The 14,739-nt window shown below is 58.0% G+C and carries 9 protein-coding genes and 1 pseudogene; 7 read left to right on the top strand and 3 right to left on the bottom strand.

The annotated features are described in order from the left end of the window. Positions 1-129 precede the first annotated feature (129 nt). Together BRX37_RS03540 and BRX37_RS27035 are read right to left on the bottom strand one after the other, a co-directional pair. Positions 130-897 (bottom strand): LuxR family transcriptional regulator, encoded by a 768-nt coding sequence (locus BRX37_RS03540; protein WP_125985536.1) that lies wholly within the window; start codon positions 895-897, stop codon positions 130-132. Between the two features lie 622 nt (positions 898-1,519). Next, entirely contained in the window at positions 1,520-1,747 is a 228-nt protein-coding gene (locus BRX37_RS27035; protein ID WP_206434103.1) for a type 2 periplasmic-binding domain-containing protein, read from the bottom strand. 282 nt (positions 1,748-2,029) lie between these two features. Between BRX37_RS27035 and BRX37_RS03530 the strand changes: the two genes are divergently transcribed. Together BRX37_RS03530 and BRX37_RS03525 are read left to right on the top strand one after the other, a co-directional pair. Beyond that, positions 2,030-2,458 (top strand): IS66 family transposase, encoded by a 429-nt coding sequence (locus tag BRX37_RS03530; RefSeq protein ID WP_206434102.1) that lies wholly within the window; start codon positions 2,030-2,032, stop codon positions 2,456-2,458. Then, positions 2,459-2,575, top strand: a pseudogene (locus BRX37_RS03525) (IS5/IS1182 family transposase); the annotation flags it as partial. It lies immediately after the preceding gene. 587 nt (positions 2,576-3,162) lie between these two features. On the opposite strand, the gene BRX37_RS03520 reads toward BRX37_RS03525, so the two are convergent. Next, positions 3,163-6,318 (bottom strand): efflux RND transporter permease subunit, encoded by a 3,156-nt coding sequence (locus BRX37_RS03520; protein ID WP_125985535.1) that lies wholly within the window; start codon positions 6,316-6,318, stop codon positions 3,163-3,165. A gap of 600 nt (positions 6,319-6,918) precedes the next feature. On the opposite strand from BRX37_RS03520, the gene BRX37_RS03515 reads away from it, so the two are divergent. From BRX37_RS03515 to BRX37_RS03500, 5 genes are all read left to right on the top strand, one after another. Next, entirely contained in the window at positions 6,919-9,534 is a 2,616-nt protein-coding gene (locus tag BRX37_RS03515) for a nitroreductase family protein (protein ID WP_125985534.1), read from the top strand. Further along, positions 9,531-10,445, top strand: a complete 915-nt coding sequence (locus tag BRX37_RS03510; protein WP_125985533.1) for a lantibiotic dehydratase C-terminal domain-containing protein — start codon at positions 9,531-9,533, stop codon at positions 10,443-10,445. The genes BRX37_RS03515 and BRX37_RS03510 overlap by 4 nt, the downstream gene beginning before the upstream one ends. A 426-nt stretch (positions 10,446-10,871) precedes the next feature. Beyond that, on the top strand, positions 10,872-11,033 hold the full coding sequence (locus tag BRX37_RS26600) for a thiopeptide-type bacteriocin (RefSeq protein ID WP_164522394.1): 162 nt from the start codon (positions 10,872-10,874) through the stop codon (positions 11,031-11,033). A gap of 547 nt (positions 11,034-11,580) precedes the next feature. After that, the gene (locus BRX37_RS26595) at positions 11,581-12,162 is read left to right on the top strand and encodes a hypothetical protein (RefSeq protein ID WP_164522393.1); all 582 of its coding nucleotides are present in this window, start codon (positions 11,581-11,583) and stop codon (positions 12,160-12,162) included. A gap of 80 nt (positions 12,163-12,242) precedes the next feature. Continuing rightward, a complete protein-coding gene (locus BRX37_RS03500; RefSeq protein ID WP_164522392.1) occupies positions 12,243-14,738 on the top strand; it encodes a lantibiotic dehydratase in 2,496 nt (831 codons plus the stop codon). Position 14,739: the final 1 nt, after the last annotated feature.

The raw sequence follows: 14,739 nt of genomic DNA, 5'->3' as shown, positions 1-14,739 counted from the left end.
TTATTGCCCTTCGCGACATACCAAGAAGGGGGGATGCGTGGACGCGTTGTGCCGGCCGGCGAGACTTGCCGGCAGGCCGGCCAAGGTCGCTTGTCGCTATGCGCTGTCCCGTATTTGTTGGATGTCCAGCTAGTCCTGGCGCCACCAGTGGAAAATGTCCGCGAAGCTTATGAGGCCATCGAACAACGCACACAGGATGAGGGATTGCCGACTATGGACGTCGTACCGCTCGCGCGCCAGCTTGAGGTGTTGCACCACGGTTTCCTCACTGATCCCGAGGATAGTCGCAATCTCACCAGCGGTCTTTCCCCGCGCCGACCAGAGGACGCATTCGCGCTGACGTTCGCTCAATGCCGGTCGCTGTCCGCTTGGACAAAGGAGGCCGGCCAGGCATCGCGCACGCGCGAGCGCGAAGGCCCCGACCACTTCGGCCACATGCAGCATGGCTTTGGGATATGCGGAAACCGTCCGGGTTACGAAGGAGCATGACCCGCTGGCCTCGCCAGGGAGATGTCGTGGCACGGTGTAGCCATCTGCGATTCCATGCTCGCGTCCGACCGCAAGCATTTGCCTGTCTCCGCGCGTGATGGGGACATATCTGTCGAGGTGGCGCCATTCGAAACCAGTCATCGACCGCCCGCATGCGCGGCGGATGGGATCAGCTCCGCCAAGATCGAACCCAACGTAAATGTTGGCCCATTCATCGGGATAATCATGCACCAGAAACGCCATGCCTTCCGATCTTGTGGGTGTACTCTCATAGGCCAGAGCGAAATGGTCGAAGCCCAGGCGCGGTGTCGCGAAGCGCATCGTTGCGTATAATTGCTCGCGGGTCTTGGCTTCAGAGATCCGGGACACGAGTTCTTCAATCAGCATCAATCGCATAACGTCGATCATTCGATCGCCGGAGCGCACCCAACCCGCTTTCCACGCAGATCGTCCCAAAGGGTATGGGAGGCCCAGTACTCCTCTGTCCCCCAATACGCGCTGGTACAAATATGTTTGAAGCAATCCTCCCGTGAAGGGAAGCGAGGCTAAGGCGGCTTCATCATGATATTCCCCTGTTTCCTGTGGAGGCTACCTTGTTCTGCGGAATCTCAGGCGCGTTCGAAGATCAGCGCAATTCCATATTCCTCGCCAATATGACCAGCATGAGGAACGATGAACCACTCCGTCGTGCGCCATCGTGTTACGGCCTCCATAGGGATCGCGCAGCGCCGAATAAGTGTAGAAGTGCCTCTTCGTTGGGCGCATGATGTCGCTTTTGCCACTTTCATAGCAAAACAGCCGCTGCTATATTCCATAATTCATAACAGCATCAGGCGGCGGTGTCGCCAATGCTTTCGTTGATAGTACACTATAATCGAAGGTTTCATAGCGGACGGCCGCGATGAGTGCCTCGCCTTGGAGTGCCGGGGCATCAGATCAATAAGACGGCGTCTTCCGTCACGTTCGTTCTCATCGCCGTCCATAGATGAGAGCTGGTTCAAGCCGTGCCCGGGCGCGGCGAATAGGTCCTTTACCCAAATTTGCTTGCTCGAAGCGCATCCTTGAACAGTTCGAAGGCGGTCGTGCCCTGTCTGTCGGGGTAATAGAGGTGGTAGCCGGCGAAGAGCTCGCACCACGGCTCCAGCAGGCGGGTGGGACGGCCATCGGCGATCGGCGCCGCTATCACATCCTCCAGGATGTAGAGGATGCGGAACCCTTCGACGGCGGCGGCGACCAGCAGGTCGGCGTCGTTGAACACCGGCCCCGCCCTAGCGCGACCGTCACCGCATGGCCGTCGCGCTCGAACGACCAAGAAGGCAGGTCGCCGCTCGCGTCATGGTAGGCGATGCAGCGATGACCTGTGAGGTTGGTGGGCTCCATCGGCGCAGGATGGTCGCTCAGATAGTCCGGAGCAGTCACCACCGCGACGCGAAGGTCCTACCGGCACCGCGATCATTTCCTTCTCCAGACGCTCGCCGAGCCGGATGCCTGCATCGTAGCGGTTGGCCTGGAGGCTGGATATGACAAGCTTCCCAACGATGTGGAGCAGCTCAAGGCGATGGTCCTGGCCGAGCGCGCTCGCGCGGCGCGGCTCGAGCATATCCTCAAGTTGATCAACCGCTCGACCTTTGGCAAGCATTCGGAAAAGCTCCCGGTCGATCAACTGGCATTGGGGCTGGAATACCAGGATGTCGCCCTCGGCGAGGCTGACGACCTCCACGACAAGACGGCCCAAGAGGCGGAGCGATACGGGCTCAGGGCACCCCGTCGTCGCCCTGCGGATGCTGAGCGCGCATTGCTGCCAGCCCATCTGCCACGCTTCGAGACCGTGATCGAACCGAATAGCTTGGAGTGCGTCTGTGGCGGGACGCTGCACAAGATTGGTGAGGACCGTTCCGAACGGCTCGACATCATCCCGGCGCAGCGTCGGTGTGACCCAGACTCCGGCCCCAATACGCGTGGTGCCTAGCGGCTTGCCAAGAACTTCGAGCAAACCCTCGCCTCGGCCACCGCGTGGCGCTTCATCGTATCGCAGTTATACACCCGCCATATCGCAAGGACTTATGATCGCATTGGATGGTTTTGAATTGGGCAACTATATTTGTAATATAATATAAACTATTATTTTAACGGAATTATTAGCGTTACTTCGTGATACTTTCGATGGTGTCAACAAGAATATCATCTAATTCGGGGCAGCATGACTGGGTTCTTCTATAAGCTATGGCCATTAGGGCCAAGCCGCAAAGAAATAGAAATATTGCCAAGTTTTTTATAATTCTTTTATCCACTTGTTGATCGCCTTTTTGAAATCATTATGGTTTAATTTTTGCCCTGTATGACTTTATGAACTTTTCTTATATTATTTGAAATTAGCATTTAATTAGCAAATGGATTGGAAAATTCAGGCGTCACATGATGCCATTGCTTTCCTTGATAGGGTCAGAAAACTTTACGAGCAATGATACCAACACTCAGGTTGTAGCTATGAATTGACTTAATTAAGTCGCTATACTCACTAGCTAAGCACGCCACGTCATTGCGTTCATTAGGCACTGGGCTACCGTTAACAGGTGGCCAGTGTTTTTTGAGCACTGCGAGAAGTGTTGCAATCTTTAATAAACGGCGGGCGGCGAGCTGGCTCGGTCATGAGCGCGAACACATAATGGGAGCTTATTCTGCAGGATGCGTGGGAGCATCGTGTGGCGTATGATGAGTAAGCAGGCCGTTTCGTAGACGTGATCCAATCCGTCCTTCGAGGCCGACGGCTAAGCTGAAAGAGGCAGGTACAATGATCAAAGTCAGGGCTGTCGAAAGGACCAGGCCGCCGATAACTGTGATACCCATCGGGGCTCGCCATGCGCCATCGCCCGATAACGACAAGGCAGTCGGCACCATGCCTGCAACCATCGCAACCGTTGTCATCACAATTGGCTGAGCTCTTTTATGTCCGGCGTCAATGATCGCCTGAAACTTTGGAACGCCCTTTTCCATTTCTTCGAGAGCGAAGTCGATAACCAAAATAGAATTCTTGGCGACGATCCCGAGAAGCATGAGAAGTCCGATGAAAACTGGCAAAGACAATGGTTGTCCAGCTATATGAAGAGCTAGGGCGCCGCCAAGTGGTGCCAACATCAAAGAGCCTAAGTTTACAAACGGTGGCATAATACGTTTGTAAAGAAGTACCAAGACGGCCAGCACGAGCATAATTCCCGAAAAAACAGCTATTACGAAATTCTGCAACATTTCAGCCTGAAACTTGCTATCGCCAACTTCGAGTTTTTGAACCCCCTGTATTTTGCCCGAGTTGATCGCTTTCATGATCGGCAGAGCATTTATCTTCGTCATCGCCTGGCTAGTAACAAGTCCAGGGGACAAGTCTGCTCCAACCACGACACGACGAATTTGATTGTATCGCCGAATTTGCGTGGGTCCTGCACCAAAGCCAATGTCAGCCACGACTTTGAGTGGCACTGATCCGCCGTTTACAGTTGGAACAGGCATGTTCTCAATGGTCGCGATATCCTTGCGGCTTTCCTCCGCCAGCGCCACGCGGATCGGGATTTGGCGGTCCGACAGGGAGAATTTGGCGACATTCTGGTCGATGTCGCCGATTGTCGCGATGCGGATCGACTGGCTGAGCGCCGCCGTCGTCACGCCCATGCTGGCGGCCAGGTCCAGCCGCGGCTTGATGATGATTTCCGGCCGCTGCATGTCGCCTTGTACGCGCGGCGCGCGCAGTTCGGCTACGCCCTGCATCTCGCGGACCAACTGGTTGGCGGTCTTTTCCAGCAGTTCCGGGTCGTCGGACCCGAACATCAGGATGATGTCGCGACCGAAGCCGCCGCCCGACTGCGACTGGAAATTGACCCGCGCGTCGGCGATGGTCTGGAATTTGGGCGCGATCTGGCGTTCCCAATCGACCGAACTGACCGGCCGCGTCTTCTTGAGCGTCAGGAAGATGTCGGCGCTGGTCGGCTCGATATCGGCAAAGGCCGCTTCCACCACATCCTTGTCCTGCGCCAGCATGTCGGCGACCTTGCGGGTGATCGCGGTCGTCTGGTCCAGCGTGCTGCCCGGCACGGTTTCGATCTTCACCTGGCTGAAATCGGTGTTGGTGCTCGGCTGGAAAGTCATGGGCAATGTGCCGAATGCGACTAGCGTGGCGCCAAAGGCCAGGAAACCGAAGCCCAGCGTCCAGACGCGATGATCGACGAACAACGCCAGGACCCGGTTGCGCAGGCCGCCGCGCGCCCGGCGCGCCTTGGCCTTGCGGTCGTCCAGCGACCAGTGCAGCACGCTCATATAGCGGTCCATCAACCAGCCTTCGCCATGGCTTTCCTCACCATGGGCCTTCAGGAAATAGGCGGCGATCATCGGCGTGATCAGGCGCGCCACGGCCAAACTCATGAGTACCGATACGACCACGGTCATGCCGAATTGGATGAACAGCTGGCCCGAAAGGCCCGGCATCAGCGCCACGGGCAGGAACACAGCGACGATCGCCATGGTGGTAGCTAGCACGGCGAGGCCGATCTCGTCCGCCGCGTCGATCGATGCCTGATAGGCGGATTTGCCCATGCGCATGTGGCGCACGATATTCTCGATCTCCACGATCGCGTCGTCGACCAGCACGCCCGCCACCAGGCTGAGCGCTAGCAGGGAGATGCCGTTGAGCGTGAAGCCCAGCATGTCCATGAACCAGAAGGACGGGATCGCAGACAGCGGAATGGCCAGTGCGGAAATCAAGGTCGCGCGCCAGTCGCGCAGGAACAGGAAGACGATGACGACCGCCAGCACCGCGCCTTCGATCATTGCCGACATGGCGCTGTGATACTGGCCCTTGGTGTAATCGACGCTGGTATAGAGCTGCTTGAACTGGACCTTGGGATTTTCCTGCTTCAGCTTGTCCAGCACCTTCATCGCTTCGTCATAGACGGTGACGTCGGATGATCCCTTGGCCTTTTCCATGCTGAAGCTGGTCACCTGCCGCCCGTTCATCAGGGCCAGGCTGCGCTGTTCGGCATACATGTCGCGCACGTCCGCCAGGTCGGACAGCTTGACCGTACGGGCGCCGGAAATGGCGATCTGCGTTGCGCCCAGATCGCGCGCGTTGCGGGCGTTGCCCAGTACGCGGATCGACTGTTCGGCGCCGGCAATTTCGGTGCGCCCGCCTGCGGCGTTCAGGTTCATCTGGCTCAGTTGGGCATTCACCTGCGCGGCGGTGATGCCATAGGCTTGCAGCTTGGCGGGATCCAGGATGACGCGGATTTCACGGCTGACGCCGCCGCCGCGTTTGACTGCTGCCATGCCGCTGATCGATAGCAGCCGCTTGGCAACCGTATTGTCGACATACCAGGATAGTTCCTCCAGCGTCATATCGGTCGCTTCGGCGCTGAAATAGGCGATCGGGCCGCCATCTACATCGACGCGACTTACCTGAGGTTCGAGGATGCCATCAGGGAGATCACTGCGAATCTGGTCAATCGCGCTTTTCACGTCGTTGACGGCGCGATCTACCGGTGTACCAATGACGAACTGGACATTCGTAATCGACTGACCTTCCATAACGATAGATGTCAGTTCGTCGACGCCACTTACTCCACGGATGGCAGCCTCGACGCGTTGGGTGATTTGCGTTTCCAACTCTGTAGGCGCCGCGCCTGGTTGAGACACGACAACTGTGACAAATGGGAAGCTGATATCCGGCATATTGTTGACGTCCATCCGCATGAAGCTGACTACCCCAGCCAGCATCAAGGCTGCGAACAGAACGAGAGGGGCTACTGGGTTGCGTATTGCCCATGCCGAAATATTTCGGAAATTCATCTAATCCAGCCCCTCAAATCAGCCCTCGACATATGCTCATCCGTCGGAAATATGCTAAATGGCTAAGCCATTTCCGATAAGCTATGCACGGGGTGACGACAATCTAATTTGGTGTATTGCTCTGATAAATCACTTGGTTTCGAAATGTCAATCGGTGTGGCAAACGGCGGCGGACTTTCTTCCGAGGCTAACGCAGGCAAACAGTGCGCATCTGCTTGAGACGCCGGCCCATTACGGCATCTAGCTTAAGTTAGCCACCAAACTGCAAAAGAAAGCGGAATCACCTCAATTGACGGCCGTGACGTAAAGGGCCAGAACAGTGACATTGGCGGCGATAGCTACGCACTAATACAGATGAGCAATTGTGGTAATGATCGCACTCATGGTGCCAAACTCCCTCTCGATAAGTAGCTGCGTGCCACGGCGAGTGTCGAGGGGTATCACGGTAATCAGTGGGCTCGCCGGGGGCTGCAACACTTAGGCTTTTGCTTTGGAAGGCGCCGTCGAACGCTGTGCAAGATTGTAAAAATGGCTTGTGCCGAAGCTCCGCCCTTTTGTCCAAGAGGCTTGCCTGACAGATGCAGAGGAGGTCCTAGCCGGATGACGGTAGCTACGCTCAGCGATGACGATGAAGCCGCGCGTCGGACCAAAGGAGGACGTACCGAATTCTGCGCTGCCATCCGCCCTTTACTCAAAGGCGGTGTCGGATACGAGATCGACGGCAACATCGTGCGCGTGTTCCGAGAGCGGGACGTCATGCAGCTGCGCGATGCGAGGGTTGCGCCATTGATCGCGCAACTGCTTGCGGCGCTCGACGGGACGAATACGAGGGCAGAGGTGATCAAGGCGCTACCCGCCTCGCTCATGGCGCTCGGCGATCAAATTATTTCCGCGCTAGAGCGTAAGGGGATGGTGGTGGAGGGGCCGGAGCGGGAAATCCCCGAGGGCATCCCTCCAGAAGTGGCCCGCCTTTCGCAAGAATATGGCGAAGGCTGGGAGGACCGACTCATAGGCTGGTCTACGACCGACATTCGCGTCGAGGGGCCGAAAGCGATGACCGAGAGGGTCTGCGAGGTTCTGGAGGCGCAGGGCGCGAGACGGGTGCACGTTGCCCGCCGGAATACGGCTGAGATCTCCGAAGGACTTTCCATCCACATCAATTCAGGCGTATCCTTCGAACACCCGGAATGGACGATCGGCGTCGCCTTTGGTGCCGACGGCGCGACTGTCACGCGCGGCGCAGGCCAAGTCGAAAGCCCCGTTCCATGCCCAGACGCAACCATAACTCCCCTCGCGTCCGATCTGGCGATCGCCATCGCATCGCTCGAGACGCTCAAAGCGGTGCTCCTCGGTCAAGACTCCACACCCACAACACTCATCACCACGATCACGAATGAGGGTCTTATAATTCCTCACGAAAGACGCGAGCGGCCCGCTTCGGGAGGTCGTCAGCAGAAACACGATACCCCTGCAATCGCGCGCGAGGCGGTAGGGTATACCGCAGACAGGGCGGCCGCCAGGACCTACCCGGTCCAGACGAAAGGTACACCCGAGGAGCATGCGGAGGAAAATTACGCAGCAATCAACTGTGTCGACATTCCTTCAGGACAAATCGATTTTGACGACGACTGGAGCGAAGATGTTAGGTCGCTGGCAAGGCTCATCGCCATGTACTGGGGGGAGGTGCCCATCGCGGTCGTCTTGGATCATGGTGAGATAGCCATGGCCACGACCACAGCACGAGGGGAGGTCGTGACAGCGCAAGCACGAGACATGGACAGAGCTTTGCGGAATTCACTGACATTACTGGCAGCGCGGCTGCAAATGATTACTCTGTCTGAAGGCGAGCGGGCGGCAAGAACGGGGGACGCCGTTCGAAACTTCGCGGTCTTAACCTCCGAAAGGCGCTCCGAGAATATCGGGGTCATGTGGGGCAATGTTCCCGGGGCCGAGCACATGGTACAAAGCGCCGAAGATACCAGAAAGTCGTCCGCTCCGTTTCGGACTGCACGCGTCCACGACTTGCCGCCAACCACTGCGACAGCCGACCTTGACCATGGGGGGCAAGGGCTGACTTGCTACGAGAAAGTCGCTGAGATCGTGCGGCACGTGGTCCTCCCCATTTGGCTGGAGGTCGGGTACGATCTGCAGACGAGTGTGCATAGGCCTTTGCCCAGCGGAGGCAACAAGCACGAAGTCAAGCTGCTTGTCGAATGCGACCTGGGGCATGGTCGATCGATGCACGAGGTAGACCTCTACAACAGGAGATTGGTCGAGACCGACATTCCCGTTGACGAGTCGAAGGGCGCGAGGGACGTTACGTTTCACGTTGAGACCCGTGTTAGCGAAATGCTATACACCTACGGAGAATTCGGTCTGTGCTTGTTGTTGATTGAGGCGGGGGCAATGCGCGCCCAGATCGAGACGCTCGCTCGCACGCTCGGCTTAACCGCCAGTCGAACAGGTGGCACATGGACCGGGTCGCCCTGCGACCGAATATTGCGTACGATCATTTTAACGCTTTCGATGGACGCACAACCAAAGAACGATGGCGTCAGGTATGAAATCGAAGTCGCCAAGGAGTGGACGGCGAGGCCGGTGGCACCCGAACTCGACGCGATGATCGATGAGATGGTTCGCCACGGTGCAAGAACGACAGACCGGGTTGCGGCGGCCGGACGCGTGATTATCCAGGAACCGTTCAAGTGGACCAGGGAGAGGACATCGAACGGCCGTATCGCCACAGGCCGTTACGAGAAGACCTCCCAGGATGTCGTAGCCGATATCCTTCGCTCGATTGCGGAATATGAGGGCGGTCCGTACGAGATAGGGTGCGATGCCATCATGTTGGACGATCGGGGCGTCATTTCTAGATGGGCCACGGGGGGCGACGGCCTTAACTATACGCCACTCAGGCGGCGAGAGGCGGCTGCGGCGAACACCGCGCTGAGCGGAAATGCCGCAGTGCTTACCATCCACGCAAGACACGGGTTTGCGTCGGACGGAGACGTCAATTCCTACGTCGACGCGCACATGGTCGCTGGCGAGATCCTGCAAGCCGTGGGTCTCAATGCCGCCCGACACGACTGGTACGCGAGAGGCTATCGGGCGCTGCCGGACCTCATTGTTGGCGCGACCCTCACGCTGGATAGACGCCCGCTACTGCAGATTCAGATCGGACCCCGTGCCGGGCGTTTGAGATATCGACTGGCATGAACGACCCGAAGCGCGCCTGGCACTCCTTGCATCTCTTCGTGGCTGCGGAGCGGGATCTCGATGTGGTCGCCCTCGAGGTCGGATCGTGGATGGCCAACCAAAAGGTCGAGGGTTCCTGGCCATGGTTCTTTATACGATACACGGAGGGAGGGCCTCACCTGAGAGTGCGGGCGGCGGCGGGTGATCATGACGCTTGGTCCTCACTAAAGCGACACATGACTGACGTCTGCACGAAACTCGCGCTCGGCAGAGAGCCGGACCAATGGGCGCGAGTCATGACTTTTCCGACTCGGCGGGGCGATGTCTACGCCCCGGGGCAGGCCATCGACGTGGCCTACCAACCCGAGACAATCCGCTACGGCGGGGACGAAGCATTGACCGTGCATGAGAACCTATTTTCGATATCAAGCAGTATTGCGTTAGAGGTAGTGCGAAGGACAGAGCACAGCTCAGGCGAAAGGATTGGCGCGGCGATGCGGCTCACGCTCGACACCCTTGCGGGACTCTTGGGATTGGACGTGGATCCACGGCAATTCATGTCCGAATACGCAGAATCTTGGAGGGAAACCTGGCCGGACAACATTGAGACGCCCACGACGGTCGGCTTCGACCTCGAGGCATCCTACCTGAAAAGGGTATCGCGAGCCGACCGCGAACTGCCCAAAACGCTATCGGGGAAGTGGATTGCTGCTCTGCGTGAGGCGCGCAGTAGTCTGGACGACATTGCACGTCGCGGAGCAATGGTCTCGCCGATGAGCGGGGAGAGGGCAGAGGGCAATTACGCCGTAAGGGCGGCCATAGCGTCGATGACGCATTCGCAAATTCACATGTTGAACAACAGGCTTGGCCTTTGGCCGAACATCGAAATTGCTATGGCGGAAGGGCTGGCAACCTCGAAAGGGAAGTCGTGAAATCAACGTTGGTGAGTACCTCATCAACGCCAATGTTAATCGGTAATCTGCAGTTTCGGCACCGTCCATGAAAGCAAGGGCAGTCATGCGGATTCCGCGACATGGTTGCAGTTTTCGGATGAGCTAGCGCTGATGCGCGTCGTGCTTAAACGGAGAAGCGGGAAAGAACGGCCTAAAAACGGCGCGGCTTGGTTCCATGCAGTCTCTAACTCCGACGGGAGCCCTGATGCTGGTCGCGAAGCGGAAGTCCCGCGCGCCGGTCGTGGAAGGAAGAAAGATGTCGCTGATGGTGTGTGCAGACCTGTGCGAACGGACAAACGACAATTAAGAAATCCGTGACGTGTAATCACGACGAGCGGATAAGCGTGCTTGACATATGCTCGGTAAAGGATTTTAAATTATCACGATTGTAAAGGGAGGACACAGATGGTGGACCGCATTGACCTGAGCGACCTCGAGCTTGAATCGATCGATATTGAGGATATCGAGATACTTAATGCCTCCGACACAACCGGCACGTCACCCGACGGCGCGTCCACCATGGCGTGGACTTGTAGCTGTAGCTGTGTGTGTGTTGACCTGACCTGAGTTCAGGAGGGCGTAAGGCGACACAGCCGGCTCGGCGCATAAAGTTAGTGTTCTTCTAGCGACCATCCATGGCAGGGCGTGCGTGGCTTCAGGCTAATGGTTGGATGCGCAAGTAATGAAATACGTACTGCGAGCCAACTGTCACAGCGCGAGCATGACGCCTCTGGTGTTGGAAGCTTTGGCGCCATCGGTGGAAGCCATAACCGCTAAGGGGTATGGCGCCGCGGTTGCCTACCAACCCGATTGGGTCGGTGGAAGGCACATTAGGGTCGCGGTAGATGGCGAGCATCGAGACGAGGCTATTGAGTGTATAGCACAAGCGCTCCAGGACCATCTCGACGCGCATGGCGGAGGCGAAGATACAACGCAAGTTGAATACGAGAGGATTCAAATCGGGCGTGGCCGACTCACGCCCGACTCGTCTCCCCTGAGGCCGAATGGCGTTGTCGAACGCGGGGATTTCACCCCTCCGAGGCCGCGGAGCAGCGAGAAGCTTGGACACATACGCGACATTTTCAGATCAAAAACGCTGGACGTCCAGTACCGCTTGCGTCGGATTTGGGCGCATGACCATGGTGACGCCGTCGCCGAATTCGCATTACACATCATGGGGCTCGACAGGATCGAATGGGCCGACGGCATCAACCTTTGGGCGATGTCGGTCCTGGCTCACGCAGACAACTACCGCCACATTTTTGCCAGCGAGGCGAACGCGGCCATCCTCGACGAGGTCGAACTCCGGCTGCTGTCGCGTCTCGATTCTGCGGAATTCCGCGACAACGGTTCGGTGGGCGAGAGTGCGCGCGACTGGGTGCACGCATTGCAAGCGCAATACGATGCCCACGTTGCCTTTTGGCATGCGAACGAGGAACTCGTGTCGAGCTGGGGGCGCAAGGACGCCGAGGACGAGCCGCCCATTCCCGTGAGCCAAGACCGCTGGCGTCAGATTGCCAGCGCGCCCAGGCGGGTCATCTATCGACACATGGTTAACGATTTATACGATATGCAACTGACATCCGGCATGACGGTCGCTGCCAAACTTCTGGCGTGCCACATGATCGACCGAGTCCTCCGGCGGCACATGCCGGAAACTTCCAGGCGCATTCGGGACAATGCCAGTAAGATGTAGTGGCAGCCGGCGGAAACCCCGACAATCAGGAGCACTGTGTGCCAGGCGACGAAGAGACGATTTACGTATGCCCAATCGTCGTGAAGCGCTTGGCCGGGCTTCCAGTGGAGACATTAGTCACAAGTAATGCGACGCACGCCGCGCTTACGGCCCTCGCGGCGGCAGAGACGCACATGGCCCGTGCGGTGCGGCCGGCCGTAGAGGCTCTAGAGGGAGCACTTCCTCACTTGCATGCAAGATCGCGCAATGCGGCAAACGCCGCTCTTGCCGTCAAACGCGCCCTGCATAATGGCAAGCAGCCGCGCGACAAAGATATCGACAACGTGCTCGACGGGTTAGGACGTGACGCGGTGAGTTTCGTACGGCGCGCCCTTTACGCCATTGGCGAGGCGATCACGGCTAGGAACGAATACCAGACGGCCTACCGGCACGAGCTCCAGGAAATTAGCGCAAAGGCAGTCGAAACGCTCGGTCGCCCTGAACTTGTCGCTGCGATGCGCAACAGCAACCCCGAACTTGCCGCCCGAATAGACAAGGCGAGACGCAACCCCGGTGGCATGAAGACCAAAGACCTCGCCAACGCCAATATTGGCGCGGTCAGGCAGGTCGCGCGCATCTCACTCAAGACAAGCCCATTCGGCGTTTATGGAGAGGTAGAGATCGGGGGGTGGCCCAGTGATGGATCAGCAGACACCCCGCCCGAGAGAACGATACGGAATCAACCGAATTACGGCCCGATCGGACACGTCATCGAATCGCTGGCATCCGATTTCGACAAGCTAGGCGACGAGGCGCCATTAAGGCTAAATCAAAGCCTGACTTTGGATCAGGGGCTGTTGAGATGGCGCAAAATCGAGAATAGCCCCCCGTTATCGCGCGTGCGGCACGTCAAAATGACCGAGTCGACGAGTACATCGGGGGCCCTTAAGGTGGTCGTCGCGGCCATGGCGAAGATTGACCAGATGACAAAAAGTACACTGGTGTCGGTCCTCTGTCAGATGCTTCCGAGCCAAGACTGCAAGAAAATTGAAAACCTGGCGCGGTCTGCGATCGCAAGCCAGTTGATCGTTTGTGGAGCCATTTACGGACAACGCCCGCTCGATGCCGCCCGCTGGATGGCTGAAGCACTCCACGCCAGCCTTAAGGAAGAATTCGCCTCCAGCCTTGGTAAGGTGATAGAGGCGGCTGACATAGGTGATGCGGGGGGGATAGCAATCCAAATGGCCGAATTGGCCAGGGTGGCAAGCACTGAGATCAAACCGCAGGATGTGCGACCCACCATTTTCCAAGATACCTACTCAAAGGGGCGGGCTTTCACCTTAGAAACGGAGCCGGGGTTCGTCGAGGAACTCGCTACCGCCGTAGGGTTTGCGCAGGCGCTGGACCAGCCCGGGCATATCGAAAGGGCCCGCGCGCAAATCGCGGCATTTTTCGTTGAGATGCACGGGGAGGGAGCGAAAGCGCCGGCAATGCCCTTCCTGGAAAGTTGCTTAGGCTTATTGCAGGACTGGGCGACCAACTTCTCGACACCAATCACGAAAGCGGAGGATGTCCAACACCAAGCGAAGATCGCCCGAATCTCCGCCCGCTTGAATGAGGGCGGCAACGAATGCGTTCGCCTCACGACCGAATGGGCGCAAATGTTCATCAACAAGCGGACGAGACCGCGCGCAGTCTCCCAGATGTGCTTCATGCAGGAGTACAACGAGGACGGGGAAATGCGCTACGCGCTCAACCGTTGCCACGCTGGCTGGGCCAGCAGCTTTTCGCGGTTTCTAGACGCAGACTCATGGGCGATTGCACCGATCCGAGAATATCTTGACATGATATCAGAAGAAGGCGGGGTAGTGGAGATTCTCGGCTGGTTTGGCTTCAACGCCGCAGACCGGCCTGACATCCTTCCGCGCAAGGTCTTTATACCCCCGATCGACACCCCAGAGAGCAGCGCCGAAAGCATCGGGGCATACGGCCTGCGACATCGGCCAGAATTTGGCGACCTTGTGTTCACCGGAGCGGACGGCCGCGATACAACGTTGACGTTTACCTCGATCCTGGCGACCGGCGCCATGCCGCAGCTTCACCTCGTCGCGCGCATGCTTGGGGCCAATTCAGAAAGCGTGGTCGAGACATGGGCACCATTCACCGCGCTTGTTCGGGAGAACGCAGACGGCGTTAAACGATGTCCACGCGTCGACGTCGGCAGGATAACCGTTTGTCGCCGGCAGTTGATCGCGCCTTATAGCCGGACGCCCGGCTGCGACATGGACGACGTTGGATACCACCGCGCGTTCAACGACTGGATGGACGACGAGGACATGCCGAGATGGATTTATGTGACCGCGCCCGACGAGCGGGCTGGAGGTGGCGGGACGAAACGACGCCAAAAGCCGATGCCGGTCGACCGCCGCAGCCCTGCTATGGTCCTGGCGATGCGCAAGGAAATCGCTGGAACGTCGGGGGATGTAAGGTTTGTTGAGGCGTTACCGCAACCGTTCGACGTTCCGTCTGATGACAAAGGCAAAAGGACGATGACCGAACTCGGGGTAGAATTCACTACCGTGCGTGCAACACTATGAG

It is taken from the genome of Sphingomonas sp. S-NIH.Pt3_0716 (genome assembly GCF_003950715.1).
Taxonomy (GTDB): domain Bacteria; phylum Pseudomonadota; class Alphaproteobacteria; order Sphingomonadales; family Sphingomonadaceae; genus Sphingobium; species Sphingobium yanoikuyae_A.
The sequence above is the reverse complement of the archived record's forward strand: the minus strand, read 5'-3'. Positions and strand labels throughout refer to the sequence as shown.